This window comes from Flavobacterium sp. ACN2, assembly GCF_002303885.1.
GTDB lineage: Bacteria > Bacteroidota > Bacteroidia > Flavobacteriales > Flavobacteriaceae > Flavobacterium.
In genome coordinates this window covers 119,106-138,228 of sequence record NZ_MRCM01000012.1, presented here as the reverse complement: position 1 = coordinate 138,228, position 19,123 = coordinate 119,106, and the positions used below count along the sequence as shown (strand labels likewise).

Sequence of the window (19,123 nt, the reverse complement as noted above, 5' to 3'; positions counted from 1 at the left end):
AAAGCTAGATCTATTTCTCTTTTGGAATTTGGGATTTTAAAAACTTGGAATTTAAAAAAAATTAATTCTCTTCGTACATTTCCATCCACAAACGCGTTTCTTCCAAATCGAGTTCTTTTTCTATTTTACGGAAGATTTCTTCGTTTACAGAACCCAATTTATGCATCGATTCTAATTTTGCACGTTCTACATTCAGCAGATCGATTTGAATTTTAGTAAAATCATTAAAGATTTCGCCTCCAAGAAGCTTTCCATTTCCGAAGAAATTGGCAGGAAGTTCGGTCTTTTGCAGACGGTTGAATTTTACTTCATATTTACTTTTAATATTATGAAGCAATTCATCATTCAGCAAGGAGAAATTATCTTCAATATGGGCGATAGTTTCAGAGACAATCACATTTCTAATATCATACTCCTCTGCCAATATAGAGTATCTCTCAATTTTCAATTTTTTGATAAGCCATGGAAGCGTAAGACCTTGTATTACCAAAGTCGAAAGTATAACACAGAAAACTAGATAGATAATTAAATTTCGAAGCGGAAATTCTTCTGTTTTATTCAACATTAAAGGAAGTGCCAGCGCTGCAGCCATAGACACCACACCACGCATTCCAGACCAACCAAAAATGATCATATTTCGGTAATCAAATTGCTCTTTCTCCCGAATCTTTTTACTAATCATTCTTGGAATCATCGTTGCCGGAATAACCCATAAGAAACGAACTAAAATAACCACTATACTTATAACCGCTCCCCAGATAAGTAACGAATTTCCAGAATAATTACTGATTCCCGCAATAATTTGCCTCAACTGAAGTCCGATTAAAATAAATATCAAACCGTTTAGAATATTATTGAGTACATCCCAAATCGTATTCGTCATAATTCGGCTTTCGTGAGAAAAAATCGTTCCCGATCTCGCCGCCAGAAAAAGACCTGTCGTTACCACAGCCAAAACTCCTGAGCCTTCAAAATGCTCGGCAAGCAAATACGAAGCAAATGGAGTCAATAATGTTAGTGTTACCTCGATAATATCATCGCAAACAAATCTTTTATGGATATAGAACATGATATAACCAACCGCTAAACCTATTGCAATACCCAAAACCGACATTAAGACAAAATTTAATCCTGCCTGCCATAAAACAAAATTACCTGCTGTGATTGCCGTAAGCGCATATTTGTACGCCACAAGACCACTAGCATCGTTTACTAAACTTTCTCCCTCTAGAATAGCAATTAATCTCGGATTAAGCCCTAAACCTTTTGTAATGGCTGTTGCAGAAACCGCATCGGGAGGCGAAACAATTGCCCCAAGCAAAAAAGCTAACGGCCAAGACATATCCTCAATAAGCCAATGTGCAAAAACAGCCACTAATCCTGTCGTAAAAAAGACCAAACCAACAGCGGCAAAAGTTATCGGACGTATGGATTGCTTAAAATCAGACCAGCTCGTATGCCAAGCTGCATGATACAAAAGAGGCGGTAGAAATATAATAAACACTATTTCTGGGCTCAAAGCAATAACAGGAAGTCCCGGAACAACACTGATCACAACACCACATAAAACCAAAACAATCGGAATCGGGAAATTATATCTTTTACTAACAAGACTAAGAAATGCAACGCCAAAAAGCAGCATTATAATTACGGTAATATTCTCCATTTGAGGTGGTATTTATTAAATTTTGGGTTGTAAAATTTGATGCTAAATTAAGATTTTATGACAACTAAATTAAATTAGCGTTAAAAAAATAGAACAGCCATTTATTGACTTACATCAAAGTTTTTGGTTTTAAGGTGCTTTAGATTTGTTTCTTATTACTTCTAAAAAAAATTTATGATAAGTACAGAATTAAGTCCGTTAGTGCAATTTGGCATTTCGAGTAAAGAACGTGTTGAAAACGCTTTAGAACAGCTTAAAAGTGGAAAAGGCATTTTGGTAACCGACGATGAAAACCGTGAAAATGAGGGCGATCTTATCTTTTCTGCACATCATATGAACGTTCAGGATATGGCATTAATGATTCGCGAATGTAGCGGTATTGTCTGTCTTTGTTTAACTAACGAAAAAGCAAACGAATTAGAACTCCCCTACATGGTAAAAGAAAATACCAGCAGTTTTCAAACTCCGTTTACCATAACTATTGAAGCTAAAAACGGAGTGACGACTGGAGTTTCGGCAAAAGACCGAATTACCACTATAAAAACAGCGATTGCAACAAATGCAAAACCAGAACATTTAGCAAAACCGGGACATATTTTTCCACTTAGAGCAAACGATAATGGCGTTCTAGGGAGAAACGGCCACACCGAAGGAAGTGTCGATTTAATGAAACTAGCAGGTCTGCAACCCGAAGCTGTACTTTGTGAGTTGATGAACGAAGATGGAAGCATGGCTAAACTAGACAAAATTATTAGCTTTGCGCAAGAACACGATTTGGTGGTTTTATCTATTGAAGATATTATTTACTACCGCAAATTAGTTAGAGATTATAATTAAATGATATACGAACAGCTTAGCAATTCCATTCGAAAAAGTATTGACGTTTCTGATGAAGATCTAGAAACCATTCTCTCTTATTTCAAACTTATAAAAAAAGGAAAAAATGAAATCTTGTTAGCTCAAGGTCAAATTAGTCACGAAACTTTTTTTGTTGCAAAAGGCTGTTTAAGAATCTTTTTTATAAATGAAGAAGGAAAAGACGTTACGCGATATATTGCTTTTGAAAATCAGTTTGCTACCGCTTTGGTAAGTTTTATTACCAAAATGCCCGCGACTGAAAACATTCAGGTTATTGAAAAATCTGAACTATTAAGTATTTCACACGAGGATTTTAATCATTTAATGAAAATTATTCCAGAATGGAGAACATTTTACAGCAATTATTTGGAGAAAGCGTATGTAAATAATGCCAATCGTTTAATGTCATTTACCACTATGGATGCCTTGGAAAGATATCATCAGCTATTGAAAATAAATCCAGCAATTGTAAAACGGCTTCCTAATAAAATTGTAGCTTCTTACATTAATATTTCTCAGGAAACTTTGAGTCGGTTGAAGTCGAAAGTTTGATTTTGATTGCGGAGTTACTTGCGGAGATGTGCTTCGCCAATTCGCTATTGCTCGGGTCTCCTCCGTCGACATGACAAAACTAAGTGGAAAATCTTTGTGGATTTTCGCGTGTGATTCCTCGTTCCTCGGAATGACAAATAGTTATGAATAAAAAAGCCGAATCAAATTTAAGATTCGGCTTTATGATTTTTATGATTCACAACTGCTGCAAGAAACAAGACTTGTTACCAGTTCTTTAGAAACACTTTGGCTTCTTTGGTAGTACAAACTTTTAACTCCTTGCTGCCAAGCTTCGATCATTAAACGGTTTACATCTTTAATGGCTAATTCTGCTGGAATATTAAGATTTAAACTCTGTCCTTGATCAACAAATTTCTGACGAATTCCAGCTTGCTGCACAATTTCTAACTGGCTTATTTCTTTGAATGTTTTGAAAACATCTTTTTCCTGCTGAGTCAATTGTTCCATATGCTGAACACTTCCTCCGTTTAGCATAATACCTCTCCAAACTTCTTCGTTATCTAAACCTTTTTCTTCCAACAGCTTTTTAAGGTATTTATTTTTACGCATGAAATTACCTTTGCTTAATCCAGCTTTATAATAATTACTGCTAAAAGGTTCAATTCCTGGCGAAGTCTGTCCTAAAATTGCAGAAGATGAAGTTGTTGGCGCAATTGCCATTGTGGTTGTATTACGTCTTCCATAACCTTTTAACAATTCTGGCTCACCGTAAATTCTAGCCAGTTCTTGACTTGCTTTATCGGCTTTATCGCTAATATGTTTGAAAATCTCTGTTGTTTTCATTTTTGCTTCCATTCCTTCAAACGGAATCATATTTTTCTGTAAATAAGAATGCCATCCTAGAACTCCTAAACCTAATGCACGGTGTCTTTTAGCAAATTTATTAGCTGCAGAAAGATAATAGTTCCCTTCTGTTTTTTCGATGAATTCCTGTAAAACGGCATCTAAGAAAAAGATCGCTAATTTTACTGCCTCAGTATCTTTCCACTCTTCATACAACTCTAAATTCATTGAAGAAAGACAGCAGATAAATGATTCATCATGAGTTGATGGAAGCATAATCTCACTGCACAAATTACTGGCATTGATTCTTAAATTCTGATCTTTATAAACTTGTGGTTTATTTTTATTTACGTTGTCACTAAAGAAAATATAAGGCAAACCTTTTTGCTGACGGCTTTCTAATACTTTTGCCCAAATTTGTCTTTTTTCTGCATCACCATCAATCATTTCTTGCATCCAGTAATCTGGCACACAGATCCCTGTAAACAAGTTCTGAATTGGGTTTCCAATACTTTTAATTTTTAAGAACTCTTCGATATCTGGATGATCTACATCCAAATAAGCTGCAAATGCACCACGACGAACTCCGCCTTGCGAAATAGTATCCATAGCTGTATCAAAAAGCTTCATGAAACTTACTGCTCCACTACTCTTTCCGTTATCAGTTACAGCACTTCCGCGTTCACGCAATTCACCAAAATAACCAGAAGTTCCCCCTCCGATTTTAGTTTGCATGATTACTTCTCCAAGCTTATGTGTAATTCCTTCAATTTTATCTGGAACATGCACATTAAAACAAGAAATTGGCAAACCTCTTTCTGTTCCCATATTTGCCCAAACTGGCGAACTGATACTCATCCAACCTCTTTCGATCATTTCCATGAAAGATTCTTTCAATTCTGGTTTGTAAAGCCTTCTAGCTGCGGCAGTACAAATTCTATCGATTGCTCCTTCTACAGTTTCTCCTTTTAAAAGATAACCGCGATTTAAAATCTGTTCACTTTCAGAATTTTTCCACCACATTTTACTATCGTTTTGCGGCTCAAAATTGTTATTTGCTGGGTTTGTGTCTATCGTATTCATATGTATTATGGGCTTGTATTAGAAAAGATCGTTTGCTGTGATACTCTTGTCGTGTTTTGTATATTCTACTGGACGTTTCGCAAAGAAATCATCTAAACTGTTTGCAAAAACTTCTTCTTCAAACCAAGTCATTTTTGAATATTCTTCTGGAGAAACATTAAAGATAGTTTCGATATTGATTTGTTTCAAACTTTCATCAATTCTAAATTTCATGAAGTTAACCAGATCTTCTTTATTTATTGTTTCAATCCCTCCGTCTTCAAAAATCCAATCTAAAATATCTGCTTCAACAGAAATTGATTCTTTAACTGTTTCTCTAATTAATTCTAGAGTCTCTGCATCGAAATACTCTGGGAACTCTTCACGAATTTTGTTAATGATATAAATTCCGCCATTAGCATGAATTTGCTCATCGATTGATGTCCAAGCAATAATATTACTCACATTTTTCATATATCCTTTGAATCTTGTGAATGACAATAAAATGGCAAATTGGCTGAAAAGAGAAACGTTTTCAATCAAAATACTAAACAAAATTAGTGACACCATGTATTTTCTATTGTCCTGAGACTTCGTGTCTTTCAATACATTCGAAAGATAATCTACACGTCTGCGAATTACAGGAACATCCAATAGCTTTTCAAATTCATCATTATATCCTAAAACTTCCAACAAACGAGAATAGGCTTCAGAATGTCTAAATTCGCATTCTGCAAAAGTAGTTCCCAATCCATTAAATTCTGGTTTTGGAAAATGTTCGTATATATTACCCCAAAAACTTTTTACGGCTACCTCAATCTGTGCAATAGCCAATAAACTATTTTTAATTGCTGTTTTTTCTGCCAAATCCAAATGTGCATGAAAGTCTTGCGTGTCGGCAGTAAAATCTACTTCAGTGTGTACCCAATAAGCTTTATTAATAGCTTCGGTAAATTGCAGAACCTCAGGATATTCAAAAGGTTTATAATTGATTCTTTTATCAAAAATTGACATTATATATAGAGTTTTAAGTGACTATTTTGAAATAGAAATACGAGCGCTTATTTTGGGGAGGATTAGCGTGATTTCTATATTTACAAATTTAGCCCACAGTTATTGTTTTGTCCAATTTTAGATGTTAAAAATCTGCTCAATTATCAACAGTTTTAAAACTTCAAAAAATCAAGATGAAGCAAATTTTATCAACATGAAAATATTGCTCTGTAATCTACAATGAGCTAGCAGTTTCCCTAAAAATAATGTTGAGTTATTAACATGAAAAAAAGTGCTTTTTAAGGTCAAAAATCAAAACAGTTATCAACATCCGATTTGAAAAAAGAGAACTTTCAAATCGAATTTCAAATTAAAAAAACGCTATTTATTAATAATAATTCTAAATAATGAAATCGATATAAAAAATCATAAGATACTTTATTACAAATATTTACAATAAAATAAATATTAAAAGTGCAAAATATTCTAGTAAAATCAACATCTCAGAAATGAATTAGCAGCGCAAATCCTAGCTTTCAAACTTATTACCTCTATAAAGTTGAAAAACCATCTCGAAAGCATTTTTTCTTCTTGCAAAAAGAGACCGAATTAAAACAAAATTAAAATTTACTTAAGGGATTCTTAATTTTTAGAAAAATAGCATCAAATTCCCCTTTTGTAGCAAATTATTCTTGGTTTAAGAATATTAATTTTTACATTTGCTTTTATTTTTATTTATTCTAAATAGAATGAAATATTCCTAAAAAATAAATTTAATCTTGTACAATTCAATAACCATAAATTATCGAAACATGAAAAAGAATCTTTTCGTTTCTTTTGCATTTGCTGCTACTTTATTTGTAAGTGCTCAGCAAAAAAACGCGTTGCTAGATGCTGCTTTCTGGAAAACTTCACCGACTGTTGAAACGGTTCAGGCAGAAATCGCTAAAGGAAATAATCCAGCTGAAGCTAATGCTAACGCATTTGATGTTACAACGTTGGCCATTAATAATGATGCTCCTTTTGCAACTATCAAGTTTTTAGTGGAGCAACCCGGAAATTCGATCACAAAATTAACGCACGATAATCGTATCTACCTACACTGGGCCGCCTATAGAGGAAATACGGAATTGGTTCAATATTTAATTGCTAAAGGTTCTGATGTAAATTTTGAAGACAGCCACGGAACTGCTCCTGCTGATTTCGCCGCTTCAAACGGCCAGTCAGATGCTACGATGTACGACGCTTTCTTTAAAGCTGGACTTAATCCGACAAAAAAATATGCAAATGGAGCAAACCTTCTACTTCTAGCCATTGCTTCTGATAAAGATCTAAAAGCTGCTGACTATTTTGCTACAAAAGGAATGTCTTTAAAAGATGTTGACAATGACGGAAACACTGCTTTTACATATGCTTCAAGATCTGGTAATATTGCTCTTTTGAAAAAACTTTTAGAAAAAGGCATTAAACCAACTAGCAATGCACTTTTATTTGCTGCGCAAGGAAGCCGTAGAGAAACTAATACTCTTGAAACTTATAAATATTTGGTTGAAGAAGTAAAAATTAAAGCGACTTCTCAAAATAAAGCGGGACAAAATGTATTGCACTTTTTGGCTGGAAAACCAAATCAGACAGAAATTATTCAATATTTCTTAGGAAAAGGTGTTGATGCAAACATCGCCGATAAAGAAGGAAATACACCCATTATGGTAGCAGCTGGAGCTAGAGAAACTGCTGTTTTAGAATTGTTTCTTCCGAAAGCTAAAAACATAAACGTACAAAATTTAAAAAGAGAATCGGCTTTGACTTTTGCTGTTAGAAACGGAACTCCAGATGCTGTAAATTTACTTTTGACGAAAGGCGCAGATGTAAACGTAAAAGATAAAGACGGAAATAATTTAGGGGTTTATTTAGTACAATCGTATCGCCCTGCAGGAAGAGAAAAAGCGGCCAAAGATCCTTTTGATGCTAAAGCCAAATTACTTCAAGACAAAGGGTTAAACCTTGCAACTCCTCAAAAAGATGGAAACACTTTGTATCATATTGCGATTACGAAAAACGACGTGTCTCTTCTTAAAAAAATAACTGATTTAAAAGTAGACATCAACGCTAAAAATAAAGATGGTTTAACGGCTTTGCACAGAGCGGCAATGACCTCTAAAGATGATGCTATTTTAAAATATTTAGTTTCAGCAGGAGCTAAAAAAGACATCAGCACAGAGTTTGACGAAACGGCTTATGCTTTAGCAAAAGAAAATGATCTGCTTACCAAAAATAATATCTCAGTTGAGTTTTTAAAATAAAATAATTAATAATCAATATTTTAAATTCCAAATTCCAAGAATAGAGTTTGGAATTTGGAATTTGATTTTTGGAATTTAAATTACAATCAATACAAATAATTTTTCATGAAATCAATATTAAAAATTGCTCTTACCAGCGCTTTTATCTTTTTAGTTTCTTTCCAATCTCAGGCGCAATCAAGCAAATACAAAATCATGCTTCAAATGAATAACTATATGGGAGAAGGTGCTTATATCGTTGTTTCTCTTGTTAATTCGGCTGGTGAGTACGAAAAGACACTTTATGTAATGGGCGATGATAAAAAATGGTACAAATCATTAAAAGAATGGAACAAATTTCATACTCAGAAAAATGACGATATCAGCGCTAAAACTGGTGCTTCTGTAACTGGTGGAGACCGCAGTGTAACAACGATCGAAATCGAAAATTCTAAAATCAATAAAGGATATAAACTTCGTTTTGAGTCGGCTGTTGAAGACCAGAAATACTATGTAAGCGATCTTGAAATTCAGCTAACAACTGAAGGTCTAGCTGAAAAAACAGATGGTAAAGGTTACATCAAATATGTAAGGTTAAACAAAATATAATCTTTAGCACATTATTTTTTAACCTTATAATGAGTACAAATTTTATTTTTGTGCTTAGAATTAAAATCTGAGCTTTGTCATCGTTTTAAACTTTGACAAAGCTTTAAACGTTTTATAATAGAATACTCAATGACTCTTTCTTTCTGGCGTTACGCGCATTTGGCTTTAGCCTTATTTTCTTCTATTTTTTTGCTTTTGGCTTCGGTAACAGGAATCATTCTGGCTGTCGATGCGGTTCAGGAAAAAACACTTCCGTACAAAGCAGAAGATTTTAATAAAATAACTTTGGGCGAAACGTTGCCAATTATAAAGAAAGTGTATCCAGAAATTACAGAATTGAGTGTAGATTACAATCAGTTTGTAACACTTCAGGCAATTGATGCAGATGGAAATGACGTTAAAGCCTACATTGATCCAAAAACGGGAAAAACACTAGGAACTCCTGCAAAGAAAACCGAATTCATAAATTGGATTACGAGTTTACACCGTTCGCTATTTCTTCATGAGGCAGGACGATTTTTTGTAGGTGTAATTTCTTTTTGTTTATTTCTAATATCAATTTCAGGTTTTGTGCTCGTTTTAAAAAGACAGCGCGGCATTCGAAATTTCTTTTCAAAAATAATTAAAGAATATTTTGCACAATATTATCATGTGCTTTTAGGGAGATTGGCTTTAATTCCGATTTTGATTATTTCACTTACCGGAACTTATTTATCATTAGAAAGATTCAACTTTTTTATGGGCGAAGAAAAAACAAAACCCCTAAAAAAAGAACTTTCAGACAAAGCAAAAACGACTTCAATTTTCAATACTACTTTATTATCTGATGTAAAGAAAATTGAATTTCCTTTTACTGATGATCCCGAAGAATATTATATTATTGAATTGAAAGACAGAGAGGTTGAAGTAAATCAGGTTACAGGAGCTGTAATTTCTGAAAAGCTTTCTCCAATGCGAACTCAATTTGCGGCATTAAGTTTAGATCTTCATACTGGAAGAATTAACGGAATCTGGGCTGTAATTTTAGCAATAGCGTGCATCAATATTTTATTCTTTATTTATTCTGGTTTTGCCATTACTTTAAAAAGAAGATCTAGCCGAATTAAAAATAAATTTAAAGCCAGCGAAAGTACTTTTATTCTTTTGGTTGGTTCAGAGAATGGAAGTTCGTTCCGATTTGCCAATTCAATTCAGAAACAATTAATCAATCATGGCCAAAAAGTTTTTGTTAGCGAATTAAATAAATTCTCGACTTATCCGAAGGCGGAACACATTATTGTTTTTACTTCAACTCATGGTTTGGGAGATGCTCCTTCTAATGCAACTCAATTCAAAACTATATTAGAAAGACAAAATCAAGATCAGAATATTAACTTCTCTGTGGTTGGTTTTGGTTCTAAATCGTATCCTGATTTCTGCCAATTTGCTGTTGAAGTCGATCAGCTTCTAGAAAAGCAAAAATGGGCAAATCGTTATTTGGATTTGAAAACTGTAAATGATAAATCGGCTGCTGAGTTTGTAGAATGGGTGAAATTATGGAGCGAAAAAACGGGAATTCCGTTGGCTACAACTCCATCATTATACAATCATGTTCCAAAAGGTCTGCAAAAATTGATGGTTTTGGATAAAACACCAATTTCTGAAACGGAACACACTTTTATTTTGACTTTAAGAGCAAATGCAAGAGCTAAATTTAGTTCTGGTGATTTACTGGCGATTTATCCTGCCAACGATTCTAGAGAGCGCCTCTACTCTATCGGGAATCATTCTGGAAATATTCAATTGGTTGTAAAATTACATCCAAACGGATTGGGTTCTGGATTTTTGAATGCTTTAGAGCCAGGGAATGTGATAAAAGCACAAATTGTAAAAAATCCTGCTTTTCATCTTCCAAAGAAAGGGCAAAAGGTGGCTTTTATTTCTAACGGAACAGGAATTGCTCCTTTCTTAGGAATGATCGAACAGAACAAAGCAAAACAGGAACTTCATTTGTATAGCGGATTTAGGATGGAAACGCCTACGTTAATGGCATATAAAAAGTTTGCTAACATAATGATGCAAAAAGAGCATCTGGATAATTTTCATGTGGCACTATCTCGTGAAGCCGAACATATTTATGTAATGGATTTGATTAAAAGAGATTCATCGTTCTTTACGAATTTATTCAAAAAAGGCGGTGTCGTTATGATCTGCGGTTCGCTTGCCATGCAGAAAGATGTCGAAGCTATATTAAGTGAATTGTGTATAGCTAAAGGATTAAAAACACTGGAAGAATACAAAGCCAATAAACAATTTTTGACAGACTGTTATTAGAGTAATTTTAGATTTTAGATTGTTGATCTCTGATTTTCAACTTTTCACTAATCACTTTTTACTAATCACTTTTTACTAATCACTTTTTACTAATTACTATTCACTTTTTACTATTCACTATTCACTATATTTTCATGCATAAACTAGTATCCTATAAAATTTCATTATTTTTTGTAATTGCTTGCTGTTTATCTGCACATTCGCAAGTATTACGCAAAAGAACGACGTTTTTGATGGGCGGACGTTTTGACATTTCTATAGTAGATAAAGATTCTCTTTCTGCAGAAAAAAATATAGATGAAGTTATTGCAGAAATTACAAGAATTGAAAATCTAATCTCCGATTGGAAACCATATTCTCAAGTTTCTGAAGTCAATCAGAATGCTGGAGTAAAACCTATAAAAGTGGATCGCGAAGTTTTCGAATTAGCGCAAAGAGCGATTAAACTTTCTAAAATTACCAATGGCGGATTTGACGTTAGTTTTGCTGCTTTAGATCGGATTTGGAAATTTGATGGTTCGATGACCGAAATGCCTTCGGCGGAAGCCATAAAAAAATCGGTGGAAAAAGTGGGTTATAAAAACATCATTTTAGATAGCACAGCATCAACTATTTTCTTGAAATTAAAAGGAATGAAAATTGGTTTTGGCGCTCTAGGCGAAGGTTATGCAACCGATAAATGTCGTGCTATGATGATTGCAAAAGGTGTCCAAGCCGGAATTATAAACGGTTCTGGAGATATGAGCACTTGGGGAAAACAACCCAACGGAAAAGATTGGAAAATCGGAATTACAAATCCGTTTATGCCCGAAAAGATTTTGGCCGCAATTCCGCTTAAAGAAGGTGCTGTAACTACTTCTGGCAGTTATGAAAAGTTTGTTGTTTTTAACGGAAAACGTTATTCTCATATCATAAATCCTGCAACGGGTTATCCTGCAACGGGCTTATGCAGTGTAACCGTTTTTGGTCCGAACGCAGAAACCGCAAACGGATTAAGCACTTCAATGATGGTTTTAGGCCTAAAAGAAGGCTTGCTTTTACTTCAAAAATTCCCTGATTATAGTTGTGTTATGATTACTGATAAAGGGAAAGTTGTTAAGTCTAAAAACTTCTCTTATAAATTGTAAATGGTGAAACGTCAAATGTGAGATGTGAAATGATAATTCGACTGTCTTCCTGAGCGAATTCGAAGAATATACGCAAAGTATAGTATTGATAATTGGAATGAAATAATCTCGCAAAGTCGCGAAGACGCGAAGTTTATTTCCTGTTCTTTTAAGTTTTTTTAATTCAAAGTTTACGACTTCGCGACTTTTGCGAGATTAAAAAATCCACTTTGTACATATCCTTCGACTTCGCTCAGGAGGACAACACAAATTCCCTATTCACATCTCACAACTCACATCTCACATCTAACATCTAACATCTCACAACTCGTAACTCAAAAACAACATTAAAATAACATTAGAATCCTCCACTCAATTCTAATGATCTTCTAATTGCTTTATTTAGATTAAATTTAAATTATCATATAAGTTTGCAGCACTTTTATTTGCAGACTCAATATGAGAACAGTTTTACTTCTATTTTTATTTACCATTTCGGCTTGGTCACAAACCGGAAAAATTACTGGAAAAGTCTATTTTGCTAATAACGAAACCGCTTTTGGTGCATCGGTTCAAGTTGCAGGAACGAAAAAGTTTGTTGTAGTTGACAATGACGGTCAGTTTGAAATAAAAGGTTTGGCTTACGGAAGCTACAACTTAGAAATTTCTTCTATGGAGGCTAAACCGAAAACAATAAATATCTCTGTTAATCGTCCGTTGCACCAGATCAATATTGCATTAGAAAAAATAACAGATCCGAAAGCGCTTAAAGAAGTAAAAATTGAAAAAAAGACCTTCAAAAAAGACATTATAGAAAAAGGTTTTGCTGTTAACGTGATTGAAACCCAAGAAGCGGCAAAAAGAAACTTGCAAACCAACGATTTATTAGACCGTTCGGGAGGTGTAAGAATCAGACAAAATGGAGGTTTAGGTTCTGCTGTTACTTACAATATCAACGGAATGTCTGGAAATGCCATCAGAATTTTTATTGACGGAGTTCCAATTCAGACTTATGGGGCCTCTTTTAGCTTAAATAGCATTCCACCTGCATTAATTGAAAGAATTGAAGTTTTTAAAGGAGTAGTTCCTGCTTATTTAGCAGATGATTCGCTTGGAGGTGCAATTAATGTCATTTTGAAAAAAGGTGCCAAAAATAGTTTGAATGCTTCTGTTTCTTACGGTTCTTTTAATACCGTTCAATCTAATGTTAATGCTTCTTTTAGAGATAAAAACGGATTCACAGTAAAGGCAAATGCTTTTCAAAATTACTCTGATAATGATTATGAAGTTTGGGGAAAATGGGTTTACAACATAGCGCCAAACGGACGTTACGAATACATTCGCGCCAAGCGATTTGAAAGCATGTATCGATCTTTTGGAGGAAGATTAGAAGCTGGTTTTACCAATGTAGATTGGGCAGACAATCTTCTTATTAGCTATAATGGATCTCAAGATTACAATCAGATTCAGCATGGACAATATATGACAAAACCTTATAAAGGACGTTTTAGCGAATCTGCAGCAAATGTTTTTAGTTTGAATTACAGCAAAAAAGACTTTCTAATTAAAAACCTTGATTTTTCTCTTATTACTGTTTATAGTCATAGAAACGATGTGATCAACGATACCGTAAAATGGAATTACAATTGGAATGGCGAAAAAGCACTTGGTCTCTACGGCCAACCCATTCTAACCAATACTGGAGCACAACAAGGCGCGCCTACTATCAACCATATGAAATCGGATATTTTTAATACTCGAGCGGGTTTAAGCTATTCGATAACCGAAAATCATAAAGTATTGGTTAATGTAATGACCTATATTCTTGATCGAAATGATTTTGATGAAATGCAACCCGAAATTACACGAAACTTTATCATTACTAGAGATTTAGCCAAGACTGTTTCTTCTTTTGCTTATGAAATGACGGCGTTTCAATCTCGAATGAGAGCCAATCTTTTCGTAAAAAACTACAATCTCAAAAATGAACAGCGAGATCCGCAAGTTGTAACCGAAAATGGTCAGAATGTCGTAAAAGAAGTTGTTACTTCTAAAAGAACAAATTATACGGGTTACGGAATTGCCGCTTCTTATTCTATTCTTCCAAAAGTAATGGTGATGGCTTCTGCTGAAAAAGCAATCAGACTTCCTTCAGAAAATGAAATATTTGGTAATCCTGGAGAAAATATCATCAGTAATTCTGGTCTAAAACCTGAACAGAGCAATAATTTTAATGCTGGCTTGCGATTTGGTCCTTACGAAATGAATAATCATAAGCTTACCGTTTCAGGAAATGCTTTTTGGAGAAATACCGAAGATAAAATTGTCCGTCAGATTAGTGACCGTGTAAATGAAGCCATTCAAGCTTCTCCGTTTGTCAATTTAGGAAAAGCACAGTCTGTTGGTTTTGAAGCTTCTTTTCAATATTCTTACCACAATCGCTTTTTTGCTGGGATGAATCTTTCCAAATTCAATTCGCTGTTTAAAGACAAATACGATAAAAACGGGAATGTTCTTCCGAATTACAACAAACAGCTTCCTAATGAGCCTTTCTTTAATTTGAATGCCAATCTGCAGTACAATTTTAGAAATGTAATTCAGAGCAAATCAGAACTTAATTTGTATTACTACTGCGGTTATGTTGCGCCATTTTATACTTCATGGTTAGAAACCGACAGAACTACAGCGCAATTTCCGCAAGATTTAGGTTTGAGCTATGTTTTTCCGAACAAACAGATTACAGTCAGTTTTGACGCCCGAAATGTTTTTGACGAACAGGTTTATGACAATTTTGCGGCTCAAAAGCCTGGAAGAGCCTTTTATATAAAACTCAACTATACCTTAAATAAATTTTAATCTCTCAATAAATAACTAATTTTTAAATGCAATAAAAATGAAAAAAAACACATTTAAATTATTTGCCTCTCGCTTACTAGTTGGTGCGTTTGCATTGACTACAGCTTGCAGCAGCGACGATAACAAAAATACTGAACCTGTTAACCCAGAAACAGACGGACGCTGGATTACAGTAGCTGGTGCAGTAATGCAGACCGATCCAGGAGACGGAAATGGTGGTACAAAAGTGTATGCTATTAGTAAAGCAAATGCCATAGATCCTAATTTTTCTGTAAATGTTTACGATCAAGGTGTTCCGGTTCAATCTAGCAGAACGGCACGTTTACAATCTTCTGTTGACGGAAGCACGCTTTTCAACATCACGTATACGGGTGCAAATGGTGGAGAATTTATGACGTACAAAGTAAACGGAGGAAACAATTTTGCACAATCTGATGCTAAAGTAAATATCTCTCAATATGCTGGAACTTCGCCAAGATGGGTAAAACTTTTTGACGGAGATAAAACAGGTGTTGCAGTAAACGTGGCTACTCCAATTGTTAATGTAAATGAAGACAAGTCATACAAAAACACAAGAGGAAAAGCTACTGTTTTGTCTTTAGATATGAAACAGACTTTAATCTCAGCTTACAAACAATACGACATTCCGTTAACTGCTGAAGAAGAAGCGCAAGGACATCACATTTTCCGTCTGGATGCTCCAACATTAAACAAAGCAGGAAACAAATTAATCATTGGAACTTGGATGCGTAAAACGAATATTGCTGATCCATCAAAAAACGAAAGCACATTTACACGTTTAGGGTCTAAATCGGTTGTGGTTGATTACCCTTCTTTAGAAAATCCAGTGGTAATTACTTCAAAAGTTGGATTTGGCGATACTAGCGGATACAGAAGTTTCAACAGCTTTGTGGCTACTGATGGAAACATTTATCAGGCAACACAAAGAGATACTCAAAAGGGTTCTTATATCCTAAAAATCAATCAAAACAATCAATACGATGACAATTATGTGTTTAGTTTAGATACTGCTTTAGGAGTAAAAGGAAGCTATATTGATGCTTGGAGATATGTTGGAAACGGAATTGCTTATGCAGTTTATACTTTTGAAGGTACAAACCAAGGTTATGTAGCAAGACTTGATTTGAATGCAAGAACAGCGCAAAAAGTTGAAGGTATTGATTATGATGCTGATTTAGATTTCGGTCAATATCAAGGTTTTGTAGTTGATGGAAACAACTTCTACATTGCTGTAACTCCGGTTGGAAAAGACGGTAACATTTATGTAATTGATATTCCTTCTGGAAAAGTTACTAAAGGTGCTAAATTATTGAATAAACCAGGAAACCACTACATTGGGGTATTCTAAAAATATACGGCTGTGAAAACAGTGCGTGAAAAATTCATCACTTGAGTTTTTTTTAATCGAACATTCCGCTTCTATTTATAGTAAGCGGAATGTTTTTTTTATAATTAGAATTTTAAAGCAAATTCTTTTGCAAAATCTTCTAATTTGATTTTACCTGTTGCATTTCCATCATTGTTTAAGAAATCTGCAGCAATGGTTTCGTTTCGTAATCCAGTTCCCATTTCGGTGTATAAACCTGCCATTTCTTCTGGAACTCCAGCTTGTGTCATTCCGCCAAAATATTGCTCGTCTGTAAATTCGATCCAAGGAAGTTCCGGTTTATCGATAGCAGATCCAAAAGCTTTTACGATTTCTGAAGGCGTTTTTACATCACTAATAATGTAACGGATATTTTTACCTTCTTGAGTTTTCTGCAATTCTTCTGCCGCAGCCGCTGCAATATCCTCTGGATGCACTAACGGAATACTGTTTGACGCTGGAAAATTGGCTCCCATTATCCCCGCTCCTTTTATCATCGGAATATCGTTAAAGAAATTAAAGTAGAAATATCCCGCTCTTAAAAACGTGATAGAAACGTCTAATTTCTCGTAAATCTTCTCAATATTATATAAACCTGCTATTGGTCCGTTCCCTGTTGGCAAATCGGCTCCAATGCTGCTTAGCATCACTACTCTTTTAATTTTGGTTTCTTGAATTGCTTTCGCGAAAGCAGCACCAGCATCGGTAGTATTTTTAATGATATTAACTCCACCCATATTTGGAGGCGTCATGGCAAAAAGAGCATCTGCACCAGTAAAAGTTTTAGAAAGAAAATCAGCATCGCTAACTGATCCGATTGCGGCTTTTGCTCCTAAATTTTCGATGGCGTCTTTACGATCTGCAGTACTGCTAATAACCGTTACATCATGCCCTGATTTTACCAATTGCGCCGTTAAAGGCTTTCCTATGTTTCCTAATGAACCTGAAATTATAATTTTCATCTTAAAATGTTTTTTTATTTAACAGGACAAAGGTATCTTTGTACTTACTTTTATACAAGTACTTACCCTAAAGTATGTATCATGACAGCAATTAAAGAATCGTCTACTATTCAAGAAAACAAGCAGTATGCCTTAGAAAAATGTCCTGTAACTTTTGTTATGGAGAAAATTGGAGGCTACTGGAAACCCATTATTTTATATCATTTATCAACCGGAGATAAACGTTATAGCGAATTGAAAAGAGCTATTCCAGCCGTAACAGAAAAAATGCTCATTCAGCATTTAAAACAACTAGAAGCCGACGGATTGGTTATTCGTGAAGCAAAACCTGTTGTACCGCCATTTGTAACTTATAAATTAAGCAGTGCAGGAACTGGTTTGCTCCCTGTAATTGATGCCATGGCTTCATGGGCTTTTAAAATGAAAGACGGCGTCTATAATATGTAATAGACACCGTCTTTGCTAAAAAACAAAAACTAATTAACTTAACTTGTTTTGTGAAATTGAACAGGCATTAATTTCACTAGTCGACTTAATTTATTCCATAAATAAAATCTAATTTAATCTGCGAAAATCTTTTAAATCTGCGTGAAATAATTCTTGCGCGTAGATTTTTTTCACGCAGATTTAAAAGATTAAAGCAGATTTAGACAGATCAAATCTAATCAGTTGACGAAATAATTAATTTCGTTCAACGATTTAATTCTGTTTTATAAAAACTAAAGTTTCTTCATAATTGGCAATTTGTATAAGAGCATTGTAAATATATTTTGAAACCAATGCGCCTCCCTCTGAATTAATCAGTTCAATATCGTCTTCTGGTGTGTGGTATTGTGGATGCCCACCGGTATGAAAACCAACTGCTGAAATGGATTCTTTGTAGAAAGAAACATGATCTGAACCACCAACGTCGCCTGCATGTATAACAGGATTTAAGCCACTATTTTCTTGCAGTTTTTTCATTAATTCTACTCCGTTCGGAAAAGTTCCTGCTCCTCCCATGTAAAGCTCTTTTTTATCGTTCAATCTTCCGACCATATCCATATTCAGCATTACTTTTACAGCTTCTTTTGGAACGGGAAGATGATTGACGAAATATTTTGAACCCAATAATCCTTCTTCTTCTCCGCTAAACGAAATAAAAATAATGCTTCGTTTAGGTTTTACTTTTTGTTTTGAAATTTCTTCTAAAATGCACAGCAAAGCCGATACTCCAGAGGCATTATCATCTGCTCCGTTATGAATGGCAAAGGCTTCTTTCTTTTTACTTCCAGAACCTTGTCCGCCCCAACCCCAATGGTCGTAATGGGCACCGATTACGATGTATTCCTTTTTCAAATTAGGATCTGAACCTTCAATGTAACCCACAACATTTTGCGTAGCCACACTATCCGATTTCATTTTATTGATTCCTTCTTTTACAAATACTTGGAAAGGCTGATAATATGAATTACCAAATTCTTTTAAATCATACTTTTTAAAATACTTCTGAATGTAAGCTGCTGCTTTATTATTCCCTTTTGTTCCCACAAAACGTCCTTCCAATTTATCAGATGAAAGGTATTTATCATGTTTGTAAAAGGTATTAGACATTTGTGCATTCACGAAAGTGCAGCAAAAAAATACGGTCGCAAAAAAAAGTTTTAATTTCATAATTGTTATTCTATAGATGG

Annotated in this window: 14 protein-coding genes; 9 read left to right on the top strand and 5 right to left on the bottom strand. The window is 34.5% G+C overall.

What is annotated here, in order from left to right; genetic code table 11:
• Positions 1–61 precede the first annotated feature (61 nt).
• Positions 62–1,666, bottom strand: coding sequence for a Na+/H+ antiporter (locus BSF41_RS15425; protein ID WP_095930395.1), 1,605 nt, complete (start codon positions 1,664–1,666; stop codon positions 62–64).
• A 174-nt stretch (positions 1,667–1,840) separates the two neighbouring features.
• Between BSF41_RS15425 and ribB the strand changes: the two genes are divergently transcribed.
• Complete coding sequence (gene ribB / locus BSF41_RS15420; RefSeq protein ID WP_095930394.1) at positions 1,841–2,503, top strand: 3,4-dihydroxy-2-butanone-4-phosphate synthase; 663 nt, start codon at positions 1,841–1,843, stop codon at positions 2,501–2,503.
• Positions 2,504–3,076, top strand: a complete 573-nt coding sequence (locus BSF41_RS15415; protein ID WP_172426917.1) for a Crp/Fnr family transcriptional regulator — start codon at positions 2,504–2,506, stop codon at positions 3,074–3,076.
• Positions 3,077–3,265: 189 nt separating this feature from the next.
• On the opposite strand, the gene BSF41_RS15410 is transcribed toward BSF41_RS15415, so the two are convergent.
• Positions 3,266–4,963: a ribonucleoside-diphosphate reductase subunit alpha gene (locus tag BSF41_RS15410; protein WP_095930393.1), complete on the bottom strand. Its 1,698-nt coding sequence runs from the start codon at positions 4,961–4,963 to the stop codon at positions 3,266–3,268.
• 18 nt (positions 4,964–4,981) lie between these two features.
• Positions 4,982–5,956, bottom strand: a complete 975-nt coding sequence (locus BSF41_RS15405; RefSeq protein WP_095930392.1) for a ribonucleotide-diphosphate reductase subunit beta — start codon at positions 5,954–5,956, stop codon at positions 4,982–4,984.
• Positions 5,957–6,747: 791 nt separating this feature from the next.
• Between BSF41_RS15405 and BSF41_RS15400 the strand changes: the two genes are divergently transcribed.
• From BSF41_RS15400 to BSF41_RS15375, 6 genes are all read left to right on the top strand, one after another.
• Entirely contained in the window at positions 6,748–8,238 is a 1,491-nt protein-coding gene (locus BSF41_RS15400; protein ID WP_095930391.1) for an ankyrin repeat domain-containing protein, read from the top strand.
• A gap of 105 nt (positions 8,239–8,343) precedes the next feature.
• Positions 8,344–8,826, top strand: coding sequence for a DUF2271 domain-containing protein (locus BSF41_RS15395; RefSeq protein WP_095930390.1), 483 nt, complete (start codon positions 8,344–8,346; stop codon positions 8,824–8,826).
• Between the two features lie 129 nt (positions 8,827–8,955).
• Positions 8,956–11,139, top strand: a complete 2,184-nt coding sequence (locus BSF41_RS15390) for a PepSY domain-containing protein (RefSeq protein ID WP_095930389.1) — start codon at positions 8,956–8,958, stop codon at positions 11,137–11,139.
• A gap of 134 nt (positions 11,140–11,273) precedes the next feature.
• Positions 11,274–12,266 (top strand): FAD:protein FMN transferase, encoded by a 993-nt coding sequence (locus BSF41_RS15385; protein WP_095930388.1) that lies wholly within the window; start codon positions 11,274–11,276, stop codon positions 12,264–12,266.
• A gap of 438 nt (positions 12,267–12,704) precedes the next feature.
• A complete protein-coding gene (locus BSF41_RS15380; protein WP_095930387.1) occupies positions 12,705–15,101 on the top strand; it encodes a TonB-dependent receptor domain-containing protein in 2,397 nt (798 codons plus the stop codon).
• 37 nt (positions 15,102–15,138) lie between these two features.
• A complete protein-coding gene (locus tag BSF41_RS15375; protein ID WP_095930386.1) occupies positions 15,139–16,470 on the top strand; it encodes a hypothetical protein in 1,332 nt (443 codons plus the stop codon).
• Between the two features lie 104 nt (positions 16,471–16,574).
• Here BSF41_RS15375 and BSF41_RS15370 read toward each other — a convergent pair whose 3' ends face one another.
• The gene (locus BSF41_RS15370) at positions 16,575–17,450 is read right to left on the bottom strand and encodes an NAD(P)H-binding protein (protein WP_095930385.1); all 876 of its coding nucleotides are present in this window, start codon (positions 17,448–17,450) and stop codon (positions 16,575–16,577) included.
• An 81-nt stretch (positions 17,451–17,531) separates the two neighbouring features.
• Here BSF41_RS15370 and BSF41_RS15365 point away from each other — a divergent pair, with 81 nt between their 5' ends.
• On the top strand, positions 17,532–17,897 hold the full coding sequence (locus BSF41_RS15365) for a helix-turn-helix domain-containing protein (protein ID WP_095930384.1): 366 nt from the start codon (positions 17,532–17,534) through the stop codon (positions 17,895–17,897).
• A gap of 252 nt (positions 17,898–18,149) precedes the next feature.
• Here the strand turns inward: BSF41_RS15365 and BSF41_RS15360 are convergent, their stop codons facing one another.
• Positions 18,150–19,103: a M20/M25/M40 family metallo-hydrolase gene (locus BSF41_RS15360; protein ID WP_253251842.1), complete on the bottom strand. Its 954-nt coding sequence runs from the start codon at positions 19,101–19,103 to the stop codon at positions 18,150–18,152.
• Positions 19,104–19,123: the final 20 nt, after the last annotated feature.